The following is a 26,803-nucleotide window of genomic DNA, read 5'->3' as shown; positions in this document are numbered from 1 at the left end:
AACCCGGAAGCTAAGCCTCACAGCGCCGATGGTACTGCAGGGGGGACCCTGTGGGAGAGTAGGACGCCGCCGAACAATCATTCACGAAGAACCCCTGATCCGTTCCGGATCGGGGGTTCTTTGCATTTCCGGTGACGTATTGTCAGGGCATGGACGATCAGACGACGGTCATGGCGAACAGTGTGCTCCGGCCCGAGCAGCGCGAGGGTGCCCTGCGGGTCCTGGCGGACGCCCAGGTGGTGGACGGTCGGGCCGCGGTGTCCGAGCAGGGCCGGCTCCGGCTCCGTTCCTCGGACACGCCTCGCGGGTCGGTCACCCACTTCGTCGAGAGCGAGGGCGCCGGCGGGCCCGCGGCGGCGGAGACCGGTGGCGCGGGGGCCGTCGTCGGCTACGGCCAGCTGGAGATCCAGGAGCGCCCGGCCGCCGAGCTGGTGGTCGACCCGGCGGCCCGTGGCCGGGGCCTGGCCCGTCCGCTGGTGGACGCGGTGCTGGCGGAGGCCCACCGGGCGGGGCGCGACGCGGTGGACTTCTGGGTGCACGGCGGTCATCCGGCGGCCCGGCACCTGGCCGGGGCGTACGGCGCCGAGCTGGTCCGCGAGCTGAGGCAGATGCGCCGCACCGGGCCGCAGACCGAGGCCGTCGCCGTCCCCGGGGGCGTCGAGCTCCGCACCTTCCGTCCGGGGGAGGACGACGCGGAGTGGCTGCGGCTGAACGCGCTGGCCTTCGCCCACCACCCGGAGCAGGGTGCCTGGACGGAGCAGGACCTCGCCGAGCGGCTGGCGGAGCCGTGGTTCGACCCGGCGGGCTTCTTCCTGGCCACCCGGAACGGCCGGGTGGTCGGCTTCCACTGGACGAAGGTGCACCCCGCCACCGCCACCGAGCCCGCCCTGGGCGAGGTGTACGTGGTCGGGGTGGACCCGGCCGAGCAGGGCAGCGGGCTGGGCCGTGCGCTCACCGCGGCCGGCCTCCGTCACCTGACCGGCTCAGGCGGGGGCGAGCGCGGGCTGGAGACCGTGCTGCTCTACGTCGACGCTGACAATCCGGCCGCCGTGCGGGTATATGAACGACTGGGGTTCACCATCCACGAGGTGGACCTCATGTACCGCGTGCACCACCGGGCCGGCCCGTCCGGCCAGGTCGGTGCGTCCGACTAGGCCGACGAGGCCGAATCGGCTGGGACACCCAGGACAGCCAGGACAGCCAGGACAGCCCCGACGGCCCGGACGACCGGGACGGCCCGGCGGTCCCGGCGGGAAGCGGAGCGGGGGCCGGTCCCGGCGGGCCCACTAGCCCGACCGGGCGGCCCGGGGCAAGGGGTCGGACGACACCGGCCCTTGCCCCGACCGACTCAGCTTTCCTCCTGGCCATGCGGTGTTTACCGTGGATTCAATTGCTGCCGCGAAGATCACAGGATGAAGTCCGTAGTGTCTCGCTCGTGCAGAGTCGACCGCCACACGTCGGCCGGCCCTGTACGGACCGCGCCCGGCGGGTGGGCGCTGGCCACGGGTGAGGACGACGGCCCGCAGAGCCATTCGCGTCCGGACGCCGTCCTGCTGCTGGAGGAGCTGGAGCCCATGAGCATTCCTCGCCCCGTCTCTGCCGCGCTGTCCCCGCCGGCCCGGATGTCCAGTGCGCTGGGGATACCGCCCGAGCTGCCGGCCGAGGACGAGCAGGAGTTCGACGCCCTGCCCCAGGGCCGCTTCCTCGATCGCGAGCGCAGCTGGCTCGCCTTCAACGAGCGCGTCCTGGAGCTCGCCGAGGACCCGGGGATCCCGTTGCTGGAGCGGGCCAAGTTCCTCGCCATCTTCGCGAGCAACCTGGACGAGTTCTTCATGGTCCGGGTGGCCGGGCTGAAGCGCCGCATCGCCACCGGCGTCGCCCAGCGCAGCGCCTCGGGCCTGCAGCCGCGCGAGGTGCTGGACCTGATCTGGACCCGCTCGCGGGAGCTGATGGCCAGGCACGCCGCGGCCTTCCAGCAGGAGGTGCTGCCGGACCTCGCCGCCGAGGGCATCGAGGTGGTCCGCTGGCCGGAGCTGGCGGAGAAGGAGCAGGCCCGGCTGCACACGCTGTTCCGGCAGAAGATCTTCCCCGTGCTGACCCCGCTGGCGGTCGACCCGGCGCACCCCTTCCCGTACATATCGGGACTCTCGCTCAACCTGGCCGTCGTGGTGCGCAACCCGGTGTCCGGGCACAAGCACTTCGCCAGGGTGAAGGTGCCGCAGTCGCTGGCCCGCTTCCTGGAGGCCTCGCCGCAGCGCTACGTCCCGCTCGAGGACGTGATGGGAGCGCACCTGGAGGAGCTCTTCCCCGGCATGGAGGTGCTGGCCCACCACGCGTTCCGGGTCACCCGCAACGAGGACCTCGAGGTGGAGGAGGACGACACCGAGAACATCCTCAAGGCCCTGGAGAAGGAGCTGATGCGGCGGCGCTTCGGCCCGCCGGTGCGGCTGGAGGTCGAGGAGTCCATCGACCCCTACATCCTGGACCTGCTGGTGCGGGAGCTGAACATCACCGAGGCGGAGGTCTTCCCGCTGCCCGGGCCGCTGGACCTGACCGGTCTGTTCGGCATCGCCGAGCTGGACCGCCCGGAGCTGAAGTACCCGAAGTTCGTGGCGGGGACCGCGCGCGGGCTGACCGACGTCGAATCGGCCTCGCAGCCGGACATCTTCGCCGCGATGCGCGAGCGGGACGTGCTGCTGCACCACCCGTACGACAGCTTCTCCACTTCGGTCCAGGCCTTCCTGGAGCAGGCCGCCGCCGACCCGGACGTGCTCGCGATCAAGCAGACGCTGTACCGCACCTCGGGCGACTCGCCGATCGTGGACGCGCTGATCGACGCGGCGGAGTCCGGCAAGCAGGTGCTGGTGCTGGTCGAGATCAAGGCGCGCTTCGACGAGCAGGCCAACATCAAGTGGGCCCGCAAGCTCGAGGAGGCCGGCTGCCACGTGGTGTACGGCCTGGTCGGGCTGAAGACGCACTGCAAGCTGTCGCTGGTCGTCCGCCAGGAGGGCGACACCCTGCGCCGCTACTCGCACGTGGGCACCGGCAACTACCACCCGAAGACCGCCCGGCTCTACGAGGACCTGGGGCTGCTGACCTCGGACCCGCAGGTCGGGGCGGACCTCTCGGACCTGTTCAACCGGCTCTCCGGGTACTCGCGCCGGGAGTCCTACCGCCGTCTGCTGACCGCCCCGCGCGGTCTGCGCGACGGCCTGGTGTCGCGGATCCACAACGAGATCGCCCACCACCGGGCCGGCCGCCCGGCCCACGTGAAGCTCAAGGTCAACTCGATCGTCGACGAGGCCGTGATCGACGCGCTGTACCGGGCCTCGCAGGCCGGGGTGCCGGTGGACGTCTGGGTGCGCGGGATCTGTGCGATCCGGCCGGGGGTGCCCGGGCTGAGCGAGAACATCCGGGTGCGCAGCATCCTGGGGCGCTTCCTGGAGCACTCCCGGATCTTCGTGTTCGGCAACAACGGCGACCCGGAGGTCTGGATCGGCAGCGCCGACATGATGCACCGCAACCTGGACCGCCGGATCGAGGCGCTGCTGCGGATCACCGATCCCGCGCACCGCGCCGAACTGTCCGGGCTGATCGACCTCGGGGTGTCGGACGAGACCGAGTCCTGGCACCTGGGGCCGGACGGCGCGTGGACCCGCCACTCGCAGGACGCCGAGGGCCGGTCGCTGCGGCACGTCCAGGACCTGCTCATCGACTCGCGCCAGCGCCGCCGGGCCGCCACCTCGCGCTGACGCGACCACTGATGCGAGCCGCTGGAGCCACCGGCCCCGATGCCCGCGGGCCGGAGCTCCAGCGGTCGGCCACCAGCCCCGGGGGACGAACCCGGGGGAACGGGGATCTACCACGCCATGACCGATGCGCCGATGACGGCCCAGGCGGCCTCCACCGCGACCGCCGGGGACATCCTCTCCAGCCATCTCACCGCCCAGGCGGGCGCGTTCCTGCGCGCCCTGCCGCTGGCGGTGGGCGAGGTCGGCGCCAGACCGGGGACGGCCGCGGTCGTCCCGGCGGCCGGCACCGCGGACCTGCTGCGGTCGGTGCGGCGGGTCGGCGGGCTGCTGCACACCTTCGGCACGCTGTTCGAGCAGGGCTGGGCCCAGGAGTCGCGCACCGAGCTGCGCTGGCTGCTCAACCTGCTGGCGCTGGAGCCCGGCTACGTCCGCCGCTCGGCCCGCCTGCTGGGCGCGCTGGACTCGCTGAGCGGCAGCGACCCGGAGGGGACGGGCATGCTGGCCGGGCACGCCGGGGCGCCCAAGGCGCGGGCGCTGCTGGACCGGCAGCTGACCCTGGCCCGCACCCGGGCGCACTCCTCGGTGCTCCAGGAGCTCCGCTCGGCCCGGCTGCACGCGCTGGCGGACCGGATGACCCTGCTGGTCGGCGAGGCCCCGCTGCTGGAGGCGGCGGGCGGGCGGGCGGCGGCGGTGCTGCTGCCGCAGGCGGCCGCCGCGTTCGCGGCCCTGTCGGCCAGCGCCCAGCAGCTCCCGCTGCAGCGGGCCGCCACGCCGTACGGCGGGGACGGCATGCGCCGGCTGGGCGCGGTGCCCGCGGCGCGGGGCCCGGCGGACGCGGACGCGGCGCTGGCGGCCGACGACGCCCCGTGGGCGCGGACGCGGATCCTGGTGAAGCGGGCCCGGTACGCGTCGGAGGTGTGCGGCCGGGGTGCGGCGGAGCTGGACGAGCTGGACGCGGTGCTGGGCCGGCACCAGGAGGCGGCGGACGCGGCGGTGACCGCGGCCACGGCGGCGCGGACGCCGCGGATCACCCCGGCGACCGCGTACGTGCTGGGCGTGGTGCATGCTGATCAGCGACTGGAGGTGGAGGCGGCGCGGTACGCCTTCTGCCGCCGGTGGCCCGACCTGTCGCCCGGCCCGGACGGCTGGCCGGACCTCCCCCCTGCCGAGGGCTGGGGGCATTCCCCCGCACCACGGACGGCCTGAATTGCGTGATCGCCTGAGCACCGGGCGGGCAGAGGACAGCCCCACGACGAGGGCGGCGCACGCCCCGGTGATCCTGGCGGCCGGCGCGGTGCTGTGGCTGCCCGGCCGGCCGAAGAAGAGCGGCCGGCTGGGGCGGCCGCGGATCGCGGTGATCCACCGGCCCAAGTACGACGACTGGAGCCTGCCGAAGGGCAAGCTCGACCCGGGGGAGGGAATGGTCGCGGCGGCGCTGCGCGAGGTGCGGGAGGAGACCGGCTACTCCTGCGTGCTGGGACCGGAGCTGCCGTCCCAGCACTACCTGGTGCAGGGCCGGCCGAAGGAGGTCCGGTACTGGGCGGCGGTGCCGTCGGGCGGGGCCTTCCGGCCGAACCGCGAGGTGGACCGGCTGGAGTGGCTGCCGGCGGGCAAGGCCCGCGCGCGGCTGACGCACGGGCGCGACCGGCTGCTGGTCGACGCCCTGCTGCTGGTCCTGGGGGCGCGGCCGGTGCGGGCGGGCGGGGTGCCGTCGGCGGAGGACCGGCGGAAGTGATCTCGTCGCGCCCTTGCCGTGACGCAACCGTTACTACCTGACGTAGTTTCCTGTCATCCGTTCGAGGTTCACTCCCCGTTCACTTGCGACCGGCTGTCGTGTCACTTACCCGGCCTAACTTCGGGTCTACCGGAGGGCCGCACGGGCCCCGGACCACAGCAAAACCCGCGCTCCGCCGTCCTCGCACGGCCCGCGCGACGGGCAATGCCACAGAAAGGGACACCCCAGTGAAGCTCCAGCGGAACGGCCGCTCCAAGGCCCTCGCCATCGGTGCCATGGCGCTCGTCAGCTCGCTGTCGCTCGCCGCCTGCGGCTCGGACGATAACAACAACACCACGGCGTCCAACGGCTCCAGCGGTTCGGCCTCGGCCGCCGCGGCGATCAACTGTGGCAAGCCCGGTGCGCTGATCGCCGCCGGCTCGACCGCCCAGGGCAACGCGATCGACGTGTGGAAGACCACCTTCGGTGCGGCCTGCTCCGGCACCACGGTCAACTACGGCGGCGTGGGCTCCGGCGCGGGCGTCCAGCAGTTCACCCAGGGCAAGGTCCAGTTCGCGGGCTCCGACTCGGCCCTGAAGCCGGCCGAGGTCGACGCGACCAAGGCGGTCTGCACCGGCGGCCAGGGCATCGACCTCCCGATGGTCGGCGGTCTGATCTCGCTCGTCTACAACGTGGACAACGTCGACAACCTGGTCCTGGACGGCCCCACCGCCGCCAAGATCTTCGACTCGCAGATCACCAAGTGGAACGACCCGGCGATCGCCGCCCTCAACCCGGGCGCCAAGCTGCCGGACGCCGACATCCAGTCGTTCCACCGCTCGGACGACTCCGGCACCACCGACAACCTGACCAAGTACTTCTCCAAGGCCTCGGGCGGCGCCTGGACCTACCCGTCCAGCAAGACCTGGGCGGCCAAGGGCGGCCAGTCGGCCAACGGCAGCGCCGGCGTCGCGGCCCAGGTGAAGCAGGTCAAGAACTCGATCAGCTACGTCGAGCTCTCCTTCGCCCAGACCAACAACCTGAAGAGCGCCGCCATCAACACCGGCGCCTCCAAGCCGGTCGCGGCCACCGCCGAGAACGCCGCCAACACCTTCGCCAAGGCCAAGGTCGCCGGCACCGGCAGCGACCTGGCGCTGACGCTCGACTACGCGACCAAGGACGAGGGCTCCTACCCGCTGGTCCTGGTCACCTACGAGATCGTCTGCGACAAGGGCAACAAGGCCGACACCCTGGACACCCTGAAGGCCTTCCTGAGCTACACCATCAGCGACGCGGGCCAGAAGGCGATCGGCGAGAAGGGCTACGTCCCGCTGCCGAAGGAGCTGACGGACAAGGTCAACGCGGTCGTCCCGACCCTGGCCTGACCGTACGGCACGACCGGTGGGGCGGCCCCGTGAGCGAGGGGGGCCGCGGCCGCCCCACCGGAACGCACTGACCCAGCACCACGTCCGGGGCACCGCCGCCATGGTGCCGTCCCCCCTTCCGGGGCGGCACCACCAGACCGGAGTAGACAATGACTTCATCCTCCCCTGCCGCCCCGCGAGGCAGGGAACGCCGGAAGCGCGACAGCCGCTTCGGCGACAAGGTCTTCATGAACCTCGCCCGGGGTTCGGGCATCTTCCTGCTGGTCATCATGGCCGCCATCGCCGGCTTCCTGACCTGGCGGACGGGCCTGGCGCTCAGCAAGGACCAGGGCAACTTCCTCACCACCTTCGAATGGGCGCCGGACGCCCCGAAGCCGGTCTTCGGCATCGCCGTCCTGGTCTTCGGCACGATCGTCAGCGCCATCATCGCGATGGTGATCGCCGTCCCGGTGGCGATCGGGATCGCGCTGTTCATCTCGCACTACGCGCCGCGCCGGATCGCCCAGCCCTTCGCCTACCTGGTGGACCTGCTGGCCGCCGTGCCCAGCATCGTGTACGGCCTCTGGGGCGCGCTCTTCCTGGTGCCGCACATGGACGGCCTGACCAGCTGGCTGAACGAGTACCTGGGCTGGACGTACGTCTTCGACCAGACCAAGACCGGCACCACCCCGCGCAACCTGTTCACGGTCGGCATCCTGCTGGCGATCATGATCCTGCCGATCATCACCGCGGTCTCCCGCGAGGTGTTCCGCCAGGTGCCGCGGATGCACGAGGAGGCGGCTCTCGCGCTCGGCGCGACCCGCTGGGAGATGATCCGCACCTCGGTGCTGCCGTTCGGCCGCCCCGGCATCATCTCGGCCTCGATGCTCGGCCTCGGCCGCGCCCTCGGCGAGACCATCGCGGTCGCCGTGGTGCTCTCCGCGAGCAACGTCCTCTCGCTGCACGTCCTCGACCCGGGGGGCGGCACCTTCGCGCAGAACATCGCGCTGAAGTTCGCCGAGGCCGGTGACACCGGCCGCAACGCCCTGATGGCCTCCGGCCTCGTCCTGTTCGTCATCACCCTGCTGGTGAACGGTGCCGCGCGGCTGATCGTCGCCCGCCGCAAGGAGTACTCGGGGGCCAACGCATGATCTCGGAGCTCGCCTCTGTCCCCGCGGACGCCCGGCCGACCGGCCGGCCGCTGACCGCCAACCGGCTGCCCAAGTGGGCCCCGGCCGCCGTCGCCGCCGGCTCGCTCGCGCTCGGCTGCGGGATCGGCGCCGTCGGCGGGCTGGAGAGCCACCTGCAGTGGGGCCTGATCTCCGCCCTGCTCTTCGTGGCGATCGGCTACGGCCTCTCGGCCCGCGTCGAGGGCCGCCGCCAGGCCAAGGACCGGCTCGCCACCTCGGTGGTCTGGGTCGCCTTCATCCTGGCCGTCGTCCCGCTGGTCGCGCTGACGGTGTACACCGTCCAGCAGGGCATCGCGGTGGTCAACGGGAACTTCCTGAGCCACTCGATGAAGGGCGTCATCCAGTCCGGCCCCGGCGGCGGCATCTACCACGCGCTGATCGGCACCCTGCAGCAGGTCGCGCTGGCCACCGCCATCGCCGCTCCGGTCGGTCTGCTGACCGCCGTCTACCTGGTCGAGTACGGCCGCGGCAAGCTCGCCAAGGCGGTCACCTTCTTCGTCGACGTCATGACGGGTGTCCCGTCGATCGTCGCCGGTCTGTTCATCCTGTCGCTGTGGAACCTCGCCCTGGGCTTCAACTACTCCGGCTTCTCGGGCAGCCTCGCGCTGGCGATCCTGATGATGCCGGTCGTGGTCCGGTCCACCGAGGAGATGCTCAAGCTCGTCCCGAACGAGCTGCGCGAGGCCTCGTACGCGCTCGGCGTGCCGAAGTGGAAGACCATCCTGCGGATCGTCCTCCCCACCGCGATCGGCGGCATCACCACCGGTGTGATGCTCGCGGTCGCCCGCATCACGGGCGAGACCGCCCCGGTGATGATGCTGGTCTTCGGCGCCGACTACATCAACAGCAACCCGTTCGACGGGCCGCAGCAGTCCCTGCCGATGTACATCTGGCAGCAGTACTCGCTGGTCAACAACGACTACGGCTACGCCCGTGCCTGGGGTGCCGCGCTGGTGCTGATCGCCTTCGTGATGGGGCTCAACCTCATCGCCCGGGGCATCGCACGCTGGCGCTCGCCCAAGGGCGGACACTGACGACCGACTGACGTACGACACAGCATTCATTAGCGGCCCCCAGGCCGCGGGCGAGAGAAGTAACGATCATGGCCAAGCGCATCGACGTCAGCGGACTGTCCGCCTACTACGGCACCACCAAGGCCATCGAGGACATCTCGATGAGCATCGAGCCCCGCTCGGTGACGGCCTTCATCGGCCCCTCCGGCTGCGGCAAGTCCACCTTCCTGCGCACCCTCAACCGGATGCACGAGGTGATCCCCGGCGCCCGGGTCGAGGGCAAGGTGCTGCTGGACGACGAGAACCTGTACGGCGCCAGCGTCGACCCGGTGGCCGTCCGCCGCTCGGTCGGCATGGTCTTCCAGCGCCCGAACCCGTTCCCGACCATGTCGATCTACGACAACGTGATCGCCGGCCTCAAGCTCGCCGGCGTGCGCAAGAAGTCCGTCCTGGACGACGTGGTGGAGCGCTCGCTGAAGGGCGCCAACCTCTGGAACGAGGTCCACACCCGGCTGAACAAGCCCGGGGCCGGCCTCTCCGGCGGTCAGCAGCAGCGTCTCTGCATCGCCCGCGCCATCGCGGTCGAGCCGCAGGTCCTGCTGATGGACGAGCCCTGCTCCGCGCTCGACCCGATCTCGACCCTCGCCATCGAGGACCTGATCGGCGAGCTGAAGTCGCAGTTCACCATCGTCATCGTGACCCACAACATGCAGCAGGCGGCCCGCGTCAGCGACCGCACCGCCTTCTTCAACCTGGCCGGCGTCGGCCAGCCGGGCAAGCTGATCGAGCTGGACGACACCCAGCGGATCTTCTCCAACCCCTCGGTCCAGGCGACCGAGGACTACATCTCCGGCCGCTTCGGCTAGACCGGACCGCCCGTCCCGCGCCGCCCGGCGCGCACGACGGGACCGAGACTGCTCCGCGGTGCTGCATGGCGGTGCCGCCGTGGAGCATGAAGAAGGGCCCGCCCCCGAGATGTGGGGGCGGGCCCTGTCACGTCCGGGGCGCTCAGCCCCAGAAGAGGTGGACGAACCAGTAGATCAGCGCCGCGACGGCGCCCGCCGCCGGCATGGTGATGAACCAGCCGAGCACGATGTTCTTGGCGACGCCCCAGCGCACCGCGCGGATCCGCTTGGTGGCCCCGGCGCCCATGATCGCCGAGGTGATCACGTGGGTGGTGGAGATCGGCGCCTTGAAGACGAACGAGGTGATGTACATGACCGTCGAGGCGGTGGCCTCGGCGGCGAAGCCCTGCGGCGGGTCCAGCTCGATGATCTTGCGGCCCAGCGTCCGCATGATCCGCCAGCCACCCGCGTAGGTCCCCAGCGAGAGCATCGTCGCGCAGGAGATCTTCACCCAGACCGGGATGTCACCGGTGGTCTGGCGGCCGGAGATGGTGAGCGCCATCACCACGATGCCCATGGTCTTCTGGGCGTCCTGCAGACCGTGCGCCAGCGCCATCGCGGCGGCCGAGGCGGTCTGCGCGACCCGGAAGTTGCGCTTGGCACGGTGCGGGTTGGCCCGGCGGAAGATCCACAGGATCGCCAGCATCACCAGGAAGCCGCCGATCAGGCCGACCACCGGCGAGACGATCATCGGAATGACGATCTTGTCGATCACTCCGCTCCAGATCACCTCGGTGCCGCCGGCCAGCGCCGCGCCCACCAGGCCGCCGAACAGGGCGTGCGAGGAGGAGGACGGCAGGCCGAAGTACCAGGTGACCAGGTTCCAGGCGATCGCGCCGATCAGGGCGGCGAACAGGATCGCCATGCCCTGGTTGCCGCTCGGCGTCTCGATGATCCCGCTGGAGACGGTGTGCGCCACGCCGCTGCCGAGGAAGGCGCCGGCGAGGTTCATCACGGCGGCCATCGCGAGCGCGGCCCTGGGGGTCAGCGCCCGGGTCGAGACCGAGGTGGCGATGGCGTTCGCCGAGTCGTGGAAGCCGTTGGTGTAGGTGAAGAAGAACGCAACGCCGATGACGGCGATGAGTGCAGCCGTGTCCACGAGGGTCAGGACTCCTTGACGGCGATGGTCTCCACCGTGTTGGCGACGTGCTCGAAAGCGTCCGCCGCCTCCTCAAGGACGTCCACGACCTGCTTGAGCTTGAGCACCTCGATGGCGTCGTACTGGCCGGAGAACAGGTGGGCGAGCAGCTTGCGGTGGATCTGGTCGGCCTGGTTCTCGAGCCGGTTGACCTCGATCCAGTACTCGGTCAGGTTCGACATGGTGCGCAGGTTCGGCATCGCCTCGGCGGTCAGCTCCGCGGCCCGCGCCAGCACCTCGATCTGCTGCTCGATCCCCTTCGGCAGGGTCTGGATGTCGTAGAGGACGACCAGGTCGACGGCCTCCTCCATGAAGTCCATGATGTCGTCCAGCGACGAGGCGAGGCTGTAGATGTCCTCGCGGTCGAAGGGCGTGATGAAGGACGAGTTCAGCTGGTGGAAGACCGCATGGGTGGTGTCGTCCCCGGCGTGCTCGGCGGCGCGCATGCGCTCGACGATCTCCGCGCGGGCCGACACGTCTGATCCCAGCAGTTCCAGCAGGAGCTTCGATCCGACGACGAGGTTCTCCGCGGCCGCGGCGAACATGTCGTAGAAGCTCGTCTCCTTCGGGGTCAGGCTAAAACGCACGGAAATCTCCGATGTGCGGGGTAGGGACTGAACGATGCTAGGTGCAACCGAGCGCATTCACGCAAACGGGGTGGTGCCCCCGGAGGCGGAACCTCCCCTTCCGTTCGGCGTGGCACCGGCCGCCCCGGACCGCCCGCTCGGGTGCGGACCTGAGGCCCAGTCTGACGGAACCCCGCCCGGATCGTCCCCGTCGTGCGGACGGAGGACCGGGGCGACGCTCAGACGGCTCAACCCCGCCCCCGGCCCCTCCGGGAGCGCCCGGAGCCGCCCCCGGACGGACGGCACATGCCGCGTCGGCCGTCGGAACACCACGGACGCCCCCGGTGTTGGACACTGGTGGCCGACGCAGCCACCAGGCACCCAGACGAAGGCGGGCCGATGACCACGACGCAAGCGCGCACCGCGCCGGACCACGCGCCCGAGCCCGGCGGCGCGCCCGGGACCGACCCGGCACCCGCCGCGGCCGCCCACCACGGCCCGCACGGCTACAGCGCGCAGAAGGACGCCCACCTGAAGCGGCTGCGCCGGATCGAGGGCCAGATCCGCGGCCTCCAGCGGATGGTCGACGAGGACGTCTACTGCATCGACGTGCTCACCCAGGTCTCGGCCAGCACCAAGGCCCTGCAGTCCTTCGCGCTCTCCCTGCTGGAGGAGCACCTGCGGCACTGCGTCGCCTCCGCCGCCGAGGAGGGCGGGGCCGAGCTCGACGCCAAGGTGGCGGAGGCCACGGCCGCGATCGCCCGCCTGCTGCGCAGCTGAGCCCCCGCGGCCGGCGCCGACCCGGCGCCCCCGCCGCCCCCTGTCGACCCGGTGACGGCTACCGGGCGCCGACGGCCGTCACCGGGTGCCGGACTCCGTCGGCTCGTCGGCCGGCCCGGGCTCGGCCCGGTCGAGCAGCACCTCGTCGATCCGCTCGGTCGGCAGCCGGTCGCCGGCGCTGGCCGTCGCGGCGATCATCAGCTCGCCGGCCAGCTCGATCTCGTCGAGGGCCGCGTCGTCGTGGCCGCCGCTGCGGCCGCCCGTGGACGACACCACCTGCACCACCCCTTCAGTGCCTCGCCAGCCCGGGCGGCAGCCACCCGACGTCCAGCCTAGGCACTTCGGGGCCCGTCCACATGGCACGGACGGGCCATCTCGGCGCCGCCGAAACGGGTGACCGCCGCTCCCCGGACGGCCACCCGCACCGGCGGCGCCCCGTCTCGCCCCGGCGCCGGAGCAGTGGCCGGACGGCCTACTTCGGGCTCTCCGAGGGCTTCATCGCGTAGATGTCCGAGGACGGCGGCTCGGCCGCCTCCACCGGCTTGCCGAAGTCCGTCAGCGAGGTGGTCGAGGTCACCTTCACCTGGTCCTTGGCCTCCTTCGAACCGGCCACCCCGGCGAAGGTGAACACCTCGACCACCTTGTGCAGCCGGCCCTGGTCGTCCAGCCAGACGTCGTACGGGACCTCCTTCACCGTGAAGGTCTGGCCCCCCATCCGCAGGCCGTCCCCGCCCCGGCCACCGGTCGCGTCCGCCGCCTTGGCGAGGTCGAGGGTGCCGCGGTAGTGGTGCAGCGCCACCCCGTCGACCGTCTCGGTGCCCACCGCGTCGGCCTTCTGCGCCCCGCGCAGCGCGCCCGCGGCCGAGGCCGGGTCGGTCGCCCCGCTGCTGACCAGGTTGCCGTCCGGCAGCTGGCGCACGTCCAGCTTGACCCACTTGCCCTCGGGCACCTTCGCGCCGCTGTTCTGCAGGTAGACCGTGCCGGGCAGGACCACCTCGACGATCTTCCCGGTGGTCGCCGCGCCCGGGGGCACCTGGACCTCCAGCCGCCCGATCCGCTTCACGTAGTCGTAGCCGCCCGTCCCCGAGAAGACCGCCTTCTTCTCGGACGACTCGGTGACCAGCTCGGTCGCGGTGTGCGCGGAGCCGGTGCGGCCGGTGATGTCCGCCGCGTTGCGCACCGCCGTCAGCGGGTCCGCGGCGAGCTGGTCGGGGGCGGCCGACCGCTGGTCCGCGGAGTCGGCGGCGGAACCGCCCGCCGAGCACCCGGCGGTCAGGCCGGCCAGGGCGACGGCGAGCAGGGCGGCCCCGGCCGCCGAGTGCAGGTGCGGTACCTGACGGCGGCGACCCGGCCGCCCGGCGCGCTGCTGGTCGGTCATCTTCATCCTCGCGCAACCCCCTCGGGCCCGACTGCCCTGCCGGACACCACCGGGTGGGCAGAGCTCTTGTCGGGCAAACGAGTTGGGTCGCAAAGGGTTACGCGGGACCCACCGGCCCCTCCCGTCCGAGCGGCTCCTGGACGGCGTCGCGCGCCGGGCGTCCGGCGCGTTACGGTGAATCCCGTGCACAGTGAGCTGCCGGCCGCCCCCGGCACCCGGATGCCCGAACACCGCGTCGCCGTCAGCGAACGCGGCTCCTTCGCCTTCGCCACCTGCAGCTGCGGCTGGTACTCCCCGGCCCGCCGCTCGCGCGACCTGGCCCGCCGCGAGGCGGACGGGCACCTCGCCGCGACCGGCGCCCCGCCGGGCTGACGACGGGTTCCGCGGCCCCCCTCGGGCCGGCCACCGGCACCAGCGGCGCCGGAACGGACCGCCGGCTCAGGCCGCCAGGTCGGACTCCGGCGGCTGCTCCTCGCTGCGCACCGCCCCCCGCTCGCGCCCGCGCCGCCGCCCGCGCGGTGCGGCGGCGCCGCCGCGCTCCGCCGCCCGGATCAGCGGGGCGACGGCCGTGCGGCTCAGCGCGTGGCAGAGCGGTACCAGCACGGCCATCGCGATCGGCGCCAGCAGCAGCACCACCGCGGCGGCCAGTGCGAAGCCGCCGATCACGTCGGTCGGGTAGTGGACGCCCATGAACATCCGGCAGAAGCCCTGCAGCAGGGCCAGGCCCCCGGCGATCCAGCCGAGTCGGCGGTTCACCAGGAACAGCGCCACCGCCACGCCCATCGTCATGGTCGAGTGGTCGCTCACGAAGGAGTGCGTGCCGGCCTTGCCGTCCACCAGCACCAGCAGCCCGGGGTGGTCCACGAACGGGCGCGGCCGGTCGACGATCGCGGCGATCGGCAGGTTCGCCAGCTCGGCGATGGCGACCGAGAGCGGCACCCAGAGCAGCCCGGCCACCGCCACCGGCGCGTCCGGGCGGCGTCTGGCCTGCAGCCAGGCCACCAGGCCGAGCATCGCCAGGCCGATCAGGATGCCGTACTCGCCGATCCACGAGACCAGGTGGTCCAGCCACTGCGGTGAGCGCTTGGCCAGGCCGTTGACGGCGTAGAGCAGGCCGAGGTCGGGGTTGGTCGTGTCGGCAAGCGGCGTCGACACGCCGCACCTCCTTCTGGTCCGCTGCACCTGGTCGTTCCGCCCGGGGCCCTCCCGGGGCGGGAAGCTGACGGTGGGCCACCGGAACCAACGTCATCGCCGGTGCACAGCGTTCCACGGAAACGCGCGGTTATGGAAACTTGACTCAGCGTCCACAGGGCACTCACACGTCCCCCGCCGGGAGCGCTCAACCCCTCGCCGCCGGCCGGGCCGTCCCGGTGGCGCCGGTGGCACCCGGGCCCGTCGGGGCGGGCGGCGCGGCCGCCGCGGGCCGGGCGGCCGGGGCCGTGGCGGGGCCGGCCGGGGCGGGGGTGGCCGGAGCGGTGCCGCCGCCCGGGGCGGCGGCCGGGGCGGCCGGCGGCGTGGTCGGGTCCTGCGCGCCCGGACGGCTCGGGGCGCTCACCGAACCGTCCGCGTTCCGGGTCGGCAGCGCCTGCGCGCCGTCCGAGGTGACCCGGGTCGCCCCGATGTACTCCCGGGTGTCGATCTTGTCGTAGCGGATCACCGCGCCGGTGTGGGGCGCGTTGATCATGTACCCGCCCCCGACGTAGATCCCGACGTGGTGGATGCTCCGCGGATCGTTCAGGTCCGTCGCCCAGAACACCAGGTCCCCCGGCCGCAGCTGATCGCGCGACGGGTGCGGGCCGGCGTACCACTGGTCGTTCGCCACCCGCGGCAGCGTGATGCCCACGCTGGCGTACGCCGCCTGGGTCAGCCCGGAGCAGTCGAACCGCCCGTTCTGCGAGGGCAGGCCCTCACCGCCCCACAGGTACGGCGTGCCGAGCTTGCTCTGCGCGAAGTAGATCGCCCCCGCCGACTGCGCGGACACCTCCACCGGCGCCGTGGGCGCCGTGAAGCTGCGGGCCATCGCCTGGATGTTCCGCACGTAGCCCTGGGTCTCCTTGTACGGCGGCACCCCGTTGTACCTGGTCACCGCGTACGGGCCGGCGTTGTAGGCGGCCAGCATGTTCGCCTGCCGGTCGCCCGGCACCTTCGCGACGTCCCTCGCCAGCGCGCAGTCGAAGGTCGCCGCCGAGGCGATCGCGTCGAACGGGTCCCAGACGTCCTTCTTCCCGTCCCCGTTGGCGTCCGTCCCGTACGACGCCCAGGTCGCCGGCATGAACTGCGCCATTCCCTGCGCCCCGACGCCCGATTGGGCCTTCGGATCGAATCCGCTTTCCTGGTACAGCTGCGCCGCGAGCATCGGCGGGGAGATCTCCGGACAGAGCGCGCCCCACTGCTGGATCGACGCCTGGTAGGCCGCCGGGACCGTTCCCGGGGAGAGCGCCGCGCGATTGGCCGACGCCTGCGGCGTCCCGCTCGCCGCATACGTCCCCATCGTCACCAGGCCGACGAAACCGACGGCGACAACTCCCGCAGCGGCGGCGGCCGTACCGGCCTTCCGGAGTACCATCAGCACCATCCCGACGAATCGTCAGTCGAAGTGTTCCGGAAGGCGTTGCTCACCGCAATCATCAGAGATACAAAGAGTGAGCGCTATCCTTCGTACGGTGGACATCCTCGCGTACGTGTCCGATGCCTCACGACCAATCCGCGAGAAGTAGCCAAGTCGACATCAGATCTGGCCAAGAATGGGTACCGACCCTTCGCGCGGGCGGGGTCAGGGCCCTTGAATTTGCCTGATCGGGCGGTGAGATGGAAATGAACCTGAGCAGCGTGCACACCTACGCGATCGGCCACCTGGCCGAGGACCCTCCAAAGAAGCCGAATATCGACACCATCATCGGCGGGATCGCCCCGGACTGGGGCCCGTTCGCGACCCTCGGGTCGGAGGCCCGCGTGATGGTCGAGGTCATCATGGCCGTCGCCATCCTGATCTGCCTCGGCATCGCCGTCTGGGGAGCCGCCAAGCAGCGGATCGGTGCGACCGCGATGCGCGACAGCTTCGGCGCCGAACAGGGCAAGGGGCTGATCGTGGCGGGCCTGACCGGCGTGTTCATCATTGGATCACTCGGCACTCTGTTCACCATTGTCTACGGCATGGCGATCTGACGATCGGACAGCAGTAGCACGCAGTAGCCAGGTCGAACCCACAGGTCGAACCCAGGTTGAACCCCAGGCCCCACCGGGCCCGCCCGGGCCCCACAAGGCCCGACGGGGCCGTCCGAGGCCAGGCCCCGTCCCCCGACCGCCCCGGGCAGCCCGCGAGCCGTCCACCCCCGTTCCCGCCCTCCGTCCGCGCCCGCCCACGGGCGGAGGGGCCCCGGAGCCACCCGGCTCCCCGCACCAGGAGGGCCGCCGTGCCGTTGTCCGACGACCAGCCGCACACCCGTACGCGGCTGCCGGTCGGCGAACAGCCCTCCTCCCAGCCGAGCCAGCGTCAGGCGCGCCCGATCCGCACCCTGATGACCGTCCTCGCCGTGGTCACCCTCCTCGTCGTGGCCATCTCCATCGCCAACCGCGACAAGCCCGACCCCCGCACCACCGGCCCCTCCGCCGACCGCGCCGCCCCCACCGCGCCCGCCGGCGCCGGCCCCGCTCCCAGCGGCGACCAGCCCGTCGGCACCACCACCAACGGCATCGGCTCCGGCTACCCGCACACCGACGCGGGCGCGCAGTCCGCCGCCGCCAACTACGCGGTCGCCGTGGGCTCCGCGGACATGTTCCGCACCGACAGCCGGCACACCATCATCGCCACCATCGCCGACCCCGGCGCGGCCCCGGCCCTGCAGACCCGCCTGGACCAGGGGTTCGGCGGTGACACCGCCGCCCGCTACGGACTCGACGCCCAGGGACGCGCCCCCAAGGGCCTCACCTTCGTCAGCCGCACCGTCCCGGTCGGCACGAAGTCCACCGGCTACAACGACGGCGACGCCAAGGTCGAGGTCTGGTGCACCGGCCTCACCGGCCTCGCGGGCGAACGCTCCGTCCAGCCGGTGACGACGAACTGGTTCACGCTCACGCTGTCGCTCCACTGGACGGGCAGCGACTGGAAGCTCACCGACTTCACCAGCAAGCAGGGCCCGGCGCCGATGCCCGGAGACCAGCAGGCCGCAACCGCCGAGGAGATCACCGGCGCCGTCCAGCAGTTCGGGGGGTTCCGCTATGCCCGTTGACCAGACCTCGCACCGCACCACCGCACGCCGCGCGGGGGTGCTGGCGGGCGCAGTGGCCACCCTGCAGGTGGCGGCGCTCCTGGCGGCCCAGCGCGTGTTCGCGGAGCCTTCACCAACGGCGACACCGTCCGCCACGCCAACGTGCCAGAAGGTCGACCTCCCGATCCCCGGCAGTGACGCCGGCTGCGCACCCAACGGCGCGATCGTCATCCCCGGGAGCGGGACCGTCGGCAATGTGACGGATCCGCTGGGGTCGTTGGCCAAGGGGTGTGCCCAGGCGGCGGCGTGGGTGGTGCGGAAGCTGTCGGGTGCGATCGACGGGACGACGCAGGTGGACTTCACCAACGCGTCGTTCCTGCAGCAGTACGCGGTGGTGTTCGCCGTGTCGACGGTGGTCACCCTGGTGCTGTGGCTGCTGGCGGTGACGAAGCGGGCGGTGCGGGGGGCGCCGTTGGCGACGGCGTTCTCGGAGGCGATCGGCTTCCTGTGGCTGACCGTGGTGGCGTCGGCGTTCACGCCGTTGATCCTCTACACCGTGGTGAGCGTGACGGACGGGCTGACCAAGGCGATCGCGGTGGGGACGAAGTCGGACACCGGGACGTACCTGGGCGGGTTCGCGGACACCCTGGAGAAGGGGGACGTGGGCGGCGGTCCGCTGATCCTGGTGATCGTGTCGCTGGTGGCGGTGCTGGCGGCGGCGGTGCTCTGGATCGAGCTGCTGATCCGGGCGGCGATGCTGTACGTGGGCGCGTTGCTGGGTACGGCGGTGTACGCGGGCCTGGTGGACAAGCAGCTCTGGAAGCACGTGCGCCGGTGGGCGGGGGTGATGGTGGCGGTGGACCTGGCGAAGCCGATCATCGTGGTCATCCTGGGCCTGGCAGGTGCGGTGGCGACCGGGGCCGGGGCCACCGACGACTTCGCGCGGGTGCTGTCGGGGCTGGCGATCCTCTTCCTGTCGATCTTCGCGAGCGCCGCGGTGTACCGCTTCGTGCCCGGCTTCGGCGACGAGATCATGAACATGCGGCACGCCCGGGCGAGCGCGGTGTCGGCGGGTTCGGCGATGATCAACGGCACCGCGAACCTGATGAAGCAGGGCATCACCACCCACGGCGACCGCGGTCCGCAGGCGGTCGGCGGGGGCGGTGGGGGAGCGGGCGGCGGCTCGGTGGCGCCGGGCATCGCGGCGCACGCCGGCCGGACGCCCACCCCGCCGCCGCAGGCGGGGCCTCCGCAGGCCCCGGTTCCGATCCGCGACAGCAATCCAGCGAAGGGAGGGTGACGGTTAAGTGAGCAGCGAACCGCTCGGCCAGTACGGGGCCCAGTACGCCCAGCCGTACGTGCACCAGCGCCGCACCTACCTGATCGGCAAGGCCCGCCCGAACGCACCGATCGGCCGGAACCGGGAGTCCGGCGAGATCGTGCTGATCATCTTCGGGGCCTTCCTCGGCATGCTCTGGGGCCTGCTGATGCCGGTCCTGCCGCTGCGGATCGGCGGTCTGGTGGGTCTGCCCGCGCTGGCGATCGCGGCGGTGTACGTGCCGTACCGCAAGCGGACGTTCTACAAGTGGGTGGAGATCAACCGCACCTACCGCCGGACGGTCCGCAGCGGGCGGGCGCTGTGGCGCTCGGACGTGATGGACGCCGGCACCCGGATGGACGGCCGGGAGGTGGAGGTCGGTCCGCCGCCGGGGGTGGGGCGGCTGCGCTGGCTGACCGCGCCGTTCGGGCCGGACGAGGTCGGGGTGCTGATGCACCTGGAGCGGCGGACGGTGACGGCCGCGATCGAGATCGAGGGCCCGGGCGTCGGGCTGCGCGACTCGGAGGACCAGGAGGCGCTGGTCGACCGGTTCGGGACGCTGCTGAAGCACGTCGCCAACGGGGACGGCTTCGTGACCCGGCTGCAGATCCTGGCCCGGACGCTGCCGGCGGATCCGGACGCGCACGCCAAGGACGTGGAGCGGCGCGGTGACCACGACGCGCCGCGCTGGCTGCAGGACTCGTACGACCAGTTGCAGTCGATGGTGTCGACCTCCTCGGAGCAGCACCGGGCGTACCTGGTGGCCTGCATGCACTACACCCGCGACCTGGCCGCGGAGGCGCACGCGATGGGCCGGACGGCCACCGGCCGGCGGGCCCGGGACGACGAGGGGCTGGCGGCCGTGATGGCGCGCGAGCTGACCGACATCTGCGCCCGGCTGGCGGAGGCGGACATCCGGGTGCGCCAGCCGCTGGGCCAGGCCCGGCTGTCCTCGCTGCTGCACTCGATGTACGACCCGGACCACCCGATCGACCACATCCAGGCGATGTCCCGGCGCAACGCCTGGCCGGCCGAGCTGGACGCGACCCACCCGCAGTTCCTGCAGGCGAAGACCCGTGAGTCGGCGACCCGGGAGCCGTGGTGCCACGCCACGGCGTGGGTCAAGGAGTGGCCGCTGACCCCGGTGGGGGTCAACTTCCTGGCGCCGCTGCTGGTGCACACCCCGGACGTGATCCGGACGGTCGCGGTGACGATGGACCTGGAGCCGACGGACGTCGCGATCGAGCGGATGCTGACCGAGAAGACCAACGACGAGGCGGAGGCGAGCCGCGCGGCCAAGATGAACCGCACGGTCGACCCGCGCGACCTGGCGCACACCGGGCGGGTGGACCAGCGCGGTGACGACCTGGCCTCCGGCGCGGCCGGCGTGAACCTGGTCGGCTACATCACGGTGTCCTCGCGCAATCCCGACGCGCTGGCCCGGGACAAGCGGACGATCCGGGCCTCGGCCGGGAAGAGCTACCTCAAGCTGGAGTGGTGCGACCGGGAGCACCACCGGGCGTTCGTCAACACCCTGCCGTTCGCCACCGGCATCCGCCGCTGACCGTTCGGCGACCCCGCCGCCGAACCGCCCGCAGTCCGATCGCCCACCGCCACACCGGCCCACCGCCACACCGGCCAACCCGTCCAGCCGCCCCACCGACCCGCCCCGGCGGCGTCCGACCACCACCACCGCCCGCCGACCAGACCAGGAGGCCGCCCATGGCGCTCGGCAACCTCACCGAGGCGTTCACCAGCCTGATGTTCGGCAAGGTGGAGACCACCCGGCTGCCGGTGCGCACCTCCACCGGGCAGGCGCAGGCGGTCTACCTGCCCACCGCCGCACCGGGTCTGGGCGACTCGGGGGTGATCATCGGGCGCGAGGTGTACAGCGGCAAGGGCTACGTCTACGACCCCTTCCAGCTGTACGGTCAGCAGCTGCCGGCCCCGCACTGGCTGGTGCTCGGCGAGTCCGGGAACGGCAAGTCGGCGCTGGAGAAGACGTACGTGCTGCGGCAGCTGCGGTTCCGCGACCGGCAGGTCGTGGTGCTGGATGCGCAGGGCGAGGACGGCGTCGGCGAGTGGAACCTGATCGCCAACGCGCTGGGCATAAAGTCGATCCGGCTGGACCCGATGGCCGCCCGGGACGGCGGCGTGAAGCTCAACCCGCTGGACCCGGCGATCACCCAGACCGGCCAGCTGTCGCTGCTGCGCACCATCGTCGAGGTGGCGATGGGGCGAGGTCTGGAGGAGCGGGCCGGGTTCGCCCTGAAGGCCGCGCACGCCCACGTGGTGGCCTCGGTGACGGACCGCCAGCCGGTGCTCGACGACATCATCGACACCCTGCGCAGCCCCGAACTGTCCTCGGTGGAATCGCTCGGCGTGGCGGTGGACGAGGTGCAGTCCTGGGGCCTGGACGTGGCGCTGGTGCTCGACCGGCTGGTCGACGGCGACCTGCGCGGCATGTTCGACGGCCCGACCACCGAGGGCATCGACCTGGACGCGCCGCTGATCGTCTTCGACCTCTCGCACATCGACCGCAACTCCATCGCGATGCCGATCCTGATGGCGATCGTCGGCGTGTGGCTGGAGCACACCTGGATCCGTCCGGACCGGAAGAAGCGCATCTTCCTGGTCGAGGAGGCCTGGCACATCATCAACAGCCCGTTCGTGGCCCAGCTGTTCCAGCGGCTGCTGAAGTTCGGGCGCCGGCTCGGCCTCTCCTTCGTCGCGGTGGTGCACCACCTCTCGGACGTGGTGGACGGCGCGGCGGCCAAGGAGGCGTCGGCGATCCTGAAGATGGCCTCCACCCGGACGATCTACATGCAGAAGGCCGAGGAGGCGCGGGCGACCGGCCGGGTGCTCGGTCTGCCGCGCTGGGCGGTGGAGATCATCCCCACACTTTCGCCGGGCATCGCGGTCTGGGACGTCAACGGCAACGTGCAGGTGGTCAAGCACATCATCACCGAGGCCGAGCGGCCGCTGGTCTACACCGACCGCGCGATGACCGAGGACGCGGTGGCCGAACGTGACCGCGCGGAGCGGCAGTTGGCGGCCGAGCCGGGGGTCTGAGCCGCTTCGCGGGGGTGGCCGGCGGCTGGCCCGGGCGGCCCGCGGGGGCGGGCGCGGAGGCCGGTTCCCGGGCGCCGGCGTCGCCCGGACGGCGACGGTTCGTCAGGAGGTAATCCTCTCGTTACGTTCAACGTCCTGACAGCTACGCGCGTTGACCCTAGGCTTCACAGGCGCAACACATCGCCCGAACGCCCGGTCCAGTCCACAACCGGCGCTCCTCCTCCAAGGTGCAGGGGACCCTCTCATGCTCACCGTCAGATCCCGCCGTGCGGCGCTCGCCGTCGTCGCCGCCGCTGGTCTGTTCGGCACGGTGGCCGTGCCGACGGCCGCTCAGGCCGCCGACGCCAAGCGTCACAAGACCGTCAACCTCCAGCTGCTGGCGATCAACGACTTCCACGGCAACCTGGAGCCCCCGGCCGGCTCGTCCGGCACGATCAAGGAGATCGACCCGGCCACCGGCAAGGAGGTCGCGACCCCGGCCGGCGGCATCGAGTACCTGGCCACGGCGCTGCGCCAGGCCCGGATCCCGGCCGACGACTCGATCACCGTCGCGGCCGGCGACATCGTCGGCGCCAGCCCGCTGACCTCGGCGCTCTTCCACGACGAGCCGACCATCGAGGCGATGGACAAGCTCGGCCTGGACGTCACCTCGGTGGGCAACCACGAGTTCGACGAGGGCGCGGCGGAGCTCCTGCGGATGCAGGAGGGCGGCTGCCACCCGACCGACGGCTGCTACGAGCCGGGCCGCACCTTCAAGGGCGCCAACTTCAACTACCTGTCGGCCAACGTCACCGACGAGAAGACCGGCAAGCCGCTGCTGGCCCCGTACTGGGTGACCAAGTCCCAGGGCGTGAAGGTCGGCTTCATCGGCGTCACCCTGGAGGGCACGCCGAACATCGTGACCGCCGAGGGCGTCAAGGGCCTGAAGTTCGCCAACGAGGTCACCACGATCAACAAGTACGCCGCCGAGCTCAAGGCGAAGGGCGTCAACTCGATCGTCGCGCTGATCCACGAGGGCGGCTACCCGGCGAGCAGCGTCTACAACTACGACTGCGGCCCGGCCGGCCAGGGCATCTCCGGCCCGATCGTCGACATATCCAAGAAGCTCGACCCGTCGATCGGCGCCATCGTCACCGGCCACACGCACAACGCGTACGCCTGCACCATCCCCGACCCCAACGGCGTGCCGCGCTCGGTCACCAGCGCCGCCTCCTTCGGCCGCCTGTACACCGAGATCGACCTCAAGCTCGACAAGACCACCGGCGAGATCGTGCGCCCCTCGGTCAAGGCCGAGAACCACGTGGTGCGCCGCACCGTCGAGAAGGCGCCCGACATGACGGCGCTGATCGACCACTACTCCAAGCTCGCTGCCCCGATCGCCAACCGTCCGATCGGTTACATCGGCTCGGACATCAACGGCCGCGGCAACAGCGACCTGGAGAAGCCGCTCGGTGACCTGATCGCCGACGCGCAGCAGGAGGGCCTCGCCGCCGCCGACAAGGGCGGGGCGCAGCTCGCCTTCATGAACCCCGGCGGCATCCGCTCCGACCTGGTCTACAAGGCCACCGGCGCCGAGGGCGACGGGGTGGTGACCTACGGCGAGGCGTTCACCGTCCAGCCGTTCACCAACATGATGCAGGTCAAGACGCTGACCGGGGCCCAGCTCGTGCAGCTGCTCCAGCAGCAGGTCAGCGGTGCCAACCTGGCCGCGCCGAAGATCCTGCAGGGGTCCGCGGGCCTGAAGTACACCCTGGACATGCGCAAGACCGGTGCCGACCGGGTCCTCGTCGACACGATCCGGCTGAACGGCGCGCCGATCGACCCGGCCGCCAAGTACCGCGTCGCGGCCAACGAGTTCCTGGCCGGCGGCGGCGACGGCTTCCCGGCCTTCGCGGCCGGCACCGACAAGCTCGTCGGCGCCTCCGACCTGGACGTCTTCACCGCCTACCTGGGTGCCCACAGCTCGGCGGCCTCGCCGCTGAAGGCCCCGGCGCAGGACCGGATCAAGGTCATCGGCCCGGGCAGCGACATCGACTGACCGTGAGCCGGCACAGGACGGGCGGGGCGCTGTCGGGGCGCCCCGCCCGTCCTGCTTTCCCGCCTACTCGGGGGCCGGCCCGCCCGGCAGCCGGACGGTCGCCAGGGCGCCGGGACCGCCGTCCCCGGCCGCGCCGAGCGACACCTCGCCGCCGGCCTCCCGCACGCTCTGCGCCACGATCGACAGCCCCAGGCCGGAACCGGGCAGCTGCCGGGAGGACGGCGAGCGCCAGAACCGGTCGAACACGTACTGCAGTTCGTCCGGGGGGATGCCCGGACCGTGGTCCCGGACGGTCAGCACGCCCTGCCGGAGCCGGACCTCGATGGTGCCGCCCGGCGGGCTGTACTTGACGGCGTTGTCCAGCAGGTTGATCACCGCCCGTTCCAGGGCGGCGGCGTCGCCGTGCACGAACCAGGGGTCGGTGGCCGTCTCGAAGACCAGCCCCGGCCCGCGCAGCTTCGCCCGTTCGACGGCCCGGCCCGCGATCTCGTGCAGGGCGACCACCGTCGGGTTGTGGACCGGTTTGGGGGAGTCCGGGCGGGACAGCTGCAGCAGGTCGCCGATCAGCACGGTGAGCTCCTGCATCTGCGCCTTCATGTTGCCCAGCAGCTTGGTCTTGGTCGCCGGGGGCAGCGGGCGGCCGGTGTCGTTGCTGCGGATCAGCAGGTCCACGTTGGTGCGCAGCGAGGTCAGCGGCGTCCGGAGCTCGTGGCCGGCGTCCGCGATCAGCCGGGTCTGCCGCTCGCGGGAGTTGGCGAGGGCGGTGCTCATGGAGTTGAAGGAGGTCGACAGGCGGGCGATCTCGTCGTCCCCGTGCACCGGGATGGTGGTGCCGACCTCCTCGGTGCGGGCGATGTGCTCGACGGCGTCGGTGAGCTGGTCGACCGGCTTGAGGGCGGAGCGGGCGACCAGCCGGCCGGCGATGGCGGCGAGCGCGATGCCGCCGAGCGCCACCCCGCCGAGGATGAAGGCGAGCTTCTGGAGCGAGTCCTCGACGGGCTGGGTGGAGGTGGCGACCATGACCAGCGCGGTCGGGTACCCGCTGACCTCGGAACCGGCGGCGCTGATCCGGACCATGGCCGGGGTGCCGTTGGTGTAGTGGCCGTCGCGGATGATCGACTGTCCGGGCTTCAGGTGCAGGGCGTTGCTGTCGCTCGACTCGACCATGATCGCCCTGCTCGCGCTCATCGGCAGGCACACCAGCGGCGTGCTGGTCGGGCTCAGCAGGACGTACTGGGTGTCCCGCGGGACGGGGGCGCCGACCGGGGGCTGCCGGCCGTTGCTCTGGACGTTCCGCAGGGCCGTCTGCGGGGTGGAGGCGCAGTCGTTGCTGCTGATCGGGGGCAGTTGGATCCGGATGTTCTGGAGGTCGCTGCGGACCAGCCCGTAGAGCTGCTTCTCCACGATGAACCAGCACGCCAGCGCCGACAGCGCGATGGCGACGGCCACCGCCGCGGCGCTGAGGAAGATGAGGCGGCTGCGCAGCGAGCGGGAGCGCAGCCAGAGGGCGAGGCGCCGGTGCCGGGAGGAGCGCGGCGGGACCAGCGGAGGGGGAGGAACGGTGCTCACGCCGTGGCGCCGGCGGCCGGGCGCAGGGCGTAGCCGACGCCTCGTACGGTCTGGATGAGGCGCGGCATGCCGCCCTGCTCGGTCTTGCGGCGCAGGTACATCACGTAGACGTCCAGGGAGTTGGAGGAGGGCTCGAAGTCGAAGCCCCAGACCGCCTTGAGGATCTGTTCGCGGGTGAGGACCTGGCGGGGGTGGGAGAGGAACATCTCCAGCAGCATGAACTCGGTGCGGGTGAGTTCGACGGGCCGGCCGGCCCGGGTGACCTCGCGGGTGGCGGTGTTCATCCGCAGGTCGGCGAAGGCCAGCACCTCGCTCTCGTCCTCGGCGGCGGCGCGGGCGGCGGCCTCGGTGGCGAGGGCGTTGCGGCGGAGCAGGGCGCGGACGCGGGCGAGCAGTTCGTCGAGCTCGAAGGGCTTGGCGAGGTAGTCGTCGGCGCCGACGTCCAGGCCGGTGACGCGGTCCCCGACGGCGTCGCGGGCGGTGAGCATCAGGACCGGGACGGTGTCGCCGCGGGAGCGCATCCGGCGGACGGCGGTGAGGCCGTCCATGCGCGGCATCATGATGTCCAGCAGGACCAGGTCGGGCTTGTCCCGTTCGACGGACTCCAGCGCCTCGTAGCCGTCGGTGGCGGTGGCGACCTCGTAGCCCTCGAAGGCGAGGCTGCTCTCCAGGGCGTCCCGGAGGGCGGGTTCGTCGTCGACCACGAGGAGCCGGGCGGAGGGGTGGCCGGCCTCGGCGGGGGTGCGGTCGTCGGCGGACGGGGTCATGGGCGGCTGCCCTTTCTCGTCGGGTGGAGGG

24 protein-coding genes and 1 rRNA gene are annotated in these 26,803 nt (G+C 72.0%); 17 read left to right on the top strand and 8 right to left on the bottom strand.

The genetic code is table 11. The annotated features are described in order from the left end of the window. From rrf to pstB, 9 genes are all read left to right on the top strand, one after another. Positions 1 to 75, top strand: a 5S ribosomal RNA gene (gene rrf / locus ACIA8Q_RS08165); the annotation flags it as partial. A 74-nt stretch (positions 76 to 149) separates the two neighbouring features. Next, on the top strand, positions 150 to 1,154 hold the full coding sequence (mshD, locus tag ACIA8Q_RS08160; RefSeq protein WP_396316909.1) for a mycothiol synthase: 1,005 nt from the start codon (positions 150 to 152) through the stop codon (positions 1,152 to 1,154). Between the two features lie 420 nt (positions 1,155 to 1,574). Then, positions 1,575 to 3,752, top strand: a complete 2,178-nt coding sequence (locus ACIA8Q_RS08155) for an RNA degradosome polyphosphate kinase (protein WP_360214933.1) — start codon at positions 1,575 to 1,577, stop codon at positions 3,750 to 3,752. A 117-nt stretch (positions 3,753 to 3,869) separates the two neighbouring features. Then, positions 3,870 to 4,958: a CHAD domain-containing protein gene (locus ACIA8Q_RS08150; protein WP_360214936.1), complete on the top strand. Its 1,089-nt coding sequence runs from the start codon at positions 3,870 to 3,872 to the stop codon at positions 4,956 to 4,958. A gap of 13 nt (positions 4,959 to 4,971) precedes the next feature. Next, positions 4,972 to 5,487, top strand: a complete 516-nt coding sequence (locus ACIA8Q_RS08145; protein ID WP_396316910.1) for an NUDIX hydrolase — start codon at positions 4,972 to 4,974, stop codon at positions 5,485 to 5,487. A gap of 227 nt (positions 5,488 to 5,714) precedes the next feature. After that, positions 5,715 to 6,851 (top strand): phosphate ABC transporter substrate-binding protein PstS, encoded by a 1,137-nt coding sequence (gene pstS / locus ACIA8Q_RS08140; RefSeq protein WP_387907416.1) that lies wholly within the window; start codon positions 5,715 to 5,717, stop codon positions 6,849 to 6,851. 149 nt (positions 6,852 to 7,000) lie between these two features. Then, positions 7,001 to 7,981: a phosphate ABC transporter permease subunit PstC gene (gene pstC / locus ACIA8Q_RS08135; RefSeq protein WP_360214942.1), complete on the top strand. Its 981-nt coding sequence runs from the start codon at positions 7,001 to 7,003 to the stop codon at positions 7,979 to 7,981. Next, on the top strand, positions 7,978 to 9,054 hold the full coding sequence (gene pstA, locus ACIA8Q_RS08130; protein WP_360214945.1) for a phosphate ABC transporter permease PstA: 1,077 nt from the start codon (positions 7,978 to 7,980) through the stop codon (positions 9,052 to 9,054). The genes pstC and pstA overlap by 4 nt, the downstream gene beginning before the upstream one ends. A 68-nt stretch (positions 9,055 to 9,122) precedes the next feature. Next, positions 9,123 to 9,899 carry a phosphate ABC transporter ATP-binding protein PstB gene (gene pstB, locus ACIA8Q_RS08125; RefSeq protein WP_360214948.1) on the top strand — a complete coding sequence of 259 codons (777 nt, stop codon included), beginning with the start codon at positions 9,123 to 9,125 and terminating at the stop codon, positions 9,897 to 9,899. Between the two features lie 142 nt (positions 9,900 to 10,041). Here the strand turns inward: pstB and ACIA8Q_RS08120 are convergent, their stop codons facing one another. Together ACIA8Q_RS08120 and ACIA8Q_RS08115 are read right to left on the bottom strand one after the other, a co-directional pair. Then, positions 10,042 to 11,037 (bottom strand): inorganic phosphate transporter, encoded by a 996-nt coding sequence (locus ACIA8Q_RS08120; RefSeq protein WP_360214951.1) that lies wholly within the window; start codon positions 11,035 to 11,037, stop codon positions 10,042 to 10,044. A 5-nt stretch (positions 11,038 to 11,042) separates the two neighbouring features. Then, positions 11,043 to 11,663, bottom strand: coding sequence for a DUF47 family protein (locus ACIA8Q_RS08115; protein ID WP_329489086.1), 621 nt, complete (start codon positions 11,661 to 11,663; stop codon positions 11,043 to 11,045). Between the two features lie 378 nt (positions 11,664 to 12,041). Between ACIA8Q_RS08115 and ACIA8Q_RS08110 the strand changes: the two genes are divergently transcribed. After that, the gene (locus tag ACIA8Q_RS08110) at positions 12,042 to 12,422 is read left to right on the top strand and encodes a metal-sensitive transcriptional regulator (RefSeq protein ID WP_360214954.1); all 381 of its coding nucleotides are present in this window, start codon (positions 12,042 to 12,044) and stop codon (positions 12,420 to 12,422) included. Between the two features lie 78 nt (positions 12,423 to 12,500). Here the strand turns inward: ACIA8Q_RS08110 and ACIA8Q_RS08105 are convergent, their stop codons facing one another. Then, positions 12,501 to 12,698, bottom strand: coding sequence for a hypothetical protein (locus ACIA8Q_RS08105; RefSeq protein WP_387907421.1), 198 nt, complete (start codon positions 12,696 to 12,698; stop codon positions 12,501 to 12,503). 196 nt (positions 12,699 to 12,894) lie between these two features. Beyond that, on the bottom strand, positions 12,895 to 13,800 hold the full coding sequence (locus ACIA8Q_RS08100) for a hypothetical protein (protein WP_360214957.1): 906 nt from the start codon (positions 13,798 to 13,800) through the stop codon (positions 12,895 to 12,897). Positions 13,801 to 13,983: 183 nt separating this feature from the next. Here ACIA8Q_RS08100 and ACIA8Q_RS08095 point away from each other — a divergent pair, with 183 nt between their 5' ends. After that, positions 13,984 to 14,172 carry a hypothetical protein gene (locus ACIA8Q_RS08095; RefSeq protein WP_360214960.1) on the top strand — a complete coding sequence of 63 codons (189 nt, stop codon included), beginning with the start codon at positions 13,984 to 13,986 and terminating at the stop codon, positions 14,170 to 14,172. Between the two features lie 66 nt (positions 14,173 to 14,238). On the opposite strand, the gene ACIA8Q_RS08090 is transcribed toward ACIA8Q_RS08095, so the two are convergent. Together ACIA8Q_RS08090 and ACIA8Q_RS08085 are read right to left on the bottom strand one after the other, a co-directional pair. Further along, positions 14,239 to 14,955 (bottom strand): phosphatase PAP2 family protein, encoded by a 717-nt coding sequence (locus ACIA8Q_RS08090; protein WP_360214963.1) that lies wholly within the window; start codon positions 14,953 to 14,955, stop codon positions 14,239 to 14,241. Between the two features lie 184 nt (positions 14,956 to 15,139). After that, the gene (locus ACIA8Q_RS08085) at positions 15,140 to 16,375 is read right to left on the bottom strand and encodes an NlpC/P60 family protein (protein WP_396316908.1); all 1,236 of its coding nucleotides are present in this window, start codon (positions 16,373 to 16,375) and stop codon (positions 15,140 to 15,142) included. Positions 16,376 to 16,614: 239 nt separating this feature from the next. Between ACIA8Q_RS08085 and ACIA8Q_RS08080 the strand changes: the two genes are divergently transcribed. The 6 genes from ACIA8Q_RS08080 (at position 16,615) to ACIA8Q_RS08055 (ending at position 24,436) form a co-directional block, all read left to right on the top strand. Beyond that, positions 16,615 to 16,965, top strand: a complete 351-nt coding sequence (locus ACIA8Q_RS08080) for a hypothetical protein (RefSeq protein ID WP_360214969.1) — start codon at positions 16,615 to 16,617, stop codon at positions 16,963 to 16,965. A 248-nt stretch (positions 16,966 to 17,213) separates the two neighbouring features. Next, positions 17,214 to 18,029, top strand: coding sequence for a hypothetical protein (locus ACIA8Q_RS08075; RefSeq protein WP_396316907.1), 816 nt, complete (start codon positions 17,214 to 17,216; stop codon positions 18,027 to 18,029). Next, positions 18,019 to 19,308: a hypothetical protein gene (locus tag ACIA8Q_RS08070; RefSeq protein WP_396316906.1), complete on the top strand. Its 1,290-nt coding sequence runs from the start codon at positions 18,019 to 18,021 to the stop codon at positions 19,306 to 19,308. The genes ACIA8Q_RS08075 and ACIA8Q_RS08070 overlap by 11 nt, the downstream gene beginning before the upstream one ends. 7 nt (positions 19,309 to 19,315) lie before the next feature. Then, the gene (locus tag ACIA8Q_RS08065) at positions 19,316 to 20,890 is read left to right on the top strand and encodes an SCO6880 family protein (RefSeq protein WP_360214978.1); all 1,575 of its coding nucleotides are present in this window, start codon (positions 19,316 to 19,318) and stop codon (positions 20,888 to 20,890) included. A gap of 158 nt (positions 20,891 to 21,048) precedes the next feature. Continuing rightward, complete coding sequence (locus ACIA8Q_RS08060) at positions 21,049 to 22,398, top strand: ATP-binding protein (RefSeq protein ID WP_387907432.1); 1,350 nt, start codon at positions 21,049 to 21,051, stop codon at positions 22,396 to 22,398. Between the two features lie 244 nt (positions 22,399 to 22,642). After that, on the top strand, positions 22,643 to 24,436 hold the full coding sequence (locus ACIA8Q_RS08055) for a bifunctional metallophosphatase/5'-nucleotidase (protein ID WP_360214984.1): 1,794 nt from the start codon (positions 22,643 to 22,645) through the stop codon (positions 24,434 to 24,436). Positions 24,437 to 24,499: 63 nt separating this feature from the next. Here the strand turns inward: ACIA8Q_RS08055 and ACIA8Q_RS08050 are convergent, their stop codons facing one another. Next, complete coding sequence (locus tag ACIA8Q_RS08050; RefSeq protein ID WP_360214987.1) at positions 24,500 to 26,005, bottom strand: HAMP domain-containing sensor histidine kinase; 1,506 nt, start codon at positions 26,003 to 26,005, stop codon at positions 24,500 to 24,502. Next, entirely contained in the window at positions 26,002 to 26,772 is a 771-nt protein-coding gene (locus tag ACIA8Q_RS08045; RefSeq protein WP_360214990.1) for a response regulator transcription factor, read from the bottom strand. Before ACIA8Q_RS08045 ends, ACIA8Q_RS08050 begins: the two co-directional genes overlap by 4 nt. Positions 26,773 to 26,803: the final 31 nt, after the last annotated feature.

This window comes from Kitasatospora sp. NPDC051705 (genome assembly GCF_044453265.1).
Lineage (GTDB): Bacteria > Actinomycetota > Actinomycetes > Streptomycetales > Streptomycetaceae > Kitasatospora.
This window is presented reverse-complemented; position numbering and strand designations above follow the sequence as displayed.

Excerpts from the sequence above, each read along its gene's own strand:
- ACIA8Q_RS08110 (WP_360214954.1), top strand. The coding sequence starts at position 12,042 with ATGACCACGACGCAAGCGCGCACCGCGCCGGACCACGCGCCCGAGCCC.
- ACIA8Q_RS08055 (WP_360214984.1), top strand. The coding sequence starts at position 22,643 with ATGCTCACCGTCAGATCCCGCCGTGCGGCGCTCGCCGTCGTCGCCGCC.
- ACIA8Q_RS08100 (WP_360214957.1), bottom strand. The coding sequence starts at position 13,800 with ATGACCGACCAGCAGCGCGCCGGGCGGCCGGGTCGCCGCCGTCAGGTA.
- ACIA8Q_RS08085 (WP_396316908.1), bottom strand. The coding sequence starts at position 16,375 with ATGGTGCTGATGGTACTCCGGAAGGCCGGTACGGCCGCCGCCGCTGCG.
- ACIA8Q_RS08155 (WP_360214933.1), top strand. The coding sequence starts at position 1,575 with ATGAGCATTCCTCGCCCCGTCTCTGCCGCGCTGTCCCCGCCGGCCCGG.
- pstB (WP_360214948.1), top strand. The coding sequence starts at position 9,123 with ATGGCCAAGCGCATCGACGTCAGCGGACTGTCCGCCTACTACGGCACC.
- ACIA8Q_RS08080 (WP_360214969.1), top strand. The coding sequence starts at position 16,615 with ATGAACCTGAGCAGCGTGCACACCTACGCGATCGGCCACCTGGCCGAG.
- ACIA8Q_RS08060 (WP_387907432.1), top strand. The coding sequence starts at position 21,049 with ATGGCGCTCGGCAACCTCACCGAGGCGTTCACCAGCCTGATGTTCGGC.
- pstC (WP_360214942.1), top strand. The coding sequence starts at position 7,001 with ATGACTTCATCCTCCCCTGCCGCCCCGCGAGGCAGGGAACGCCGGAAG.
- ACIA8Q_RS08150 (WP_360214936.1), top strand. The coding sequence starts at position 3,870 with ATGACCGATGCGCCGATGACGGCCCAGGCGGCCTCCACCGCGACCGCC.
- ACIA8Q_RS08070 (WP_396316906.1), top strand. The coding sequence starts at position 18,019 with ATGCCCGTTGACCAGACCTCGCACCGCACCACCGCACGCCGCGCGGGG.
- pstA (WP_360214945.1), top strand. The coding sequence starts at position 7,978 with ATGATCTCGGAGCTCGCCTCTGTCCCCGCGGACGCCCGGCCGACCGGC.
- ACIA8Q_RS08045 (WP_360214990.1), bottom strand. The coding sequence starts at position 26,772 with ATGACCCCGTCCGCCGACGACCGCACCCCCGCCGAGGCCGGCCACCCC.
- mshD (WP_396316909.1), top strand. The coding sequence starts at position 150 with ATGGACGATCAGACGACGGTCATGGCGAACAGTGTGCTCCGGCCCGAG.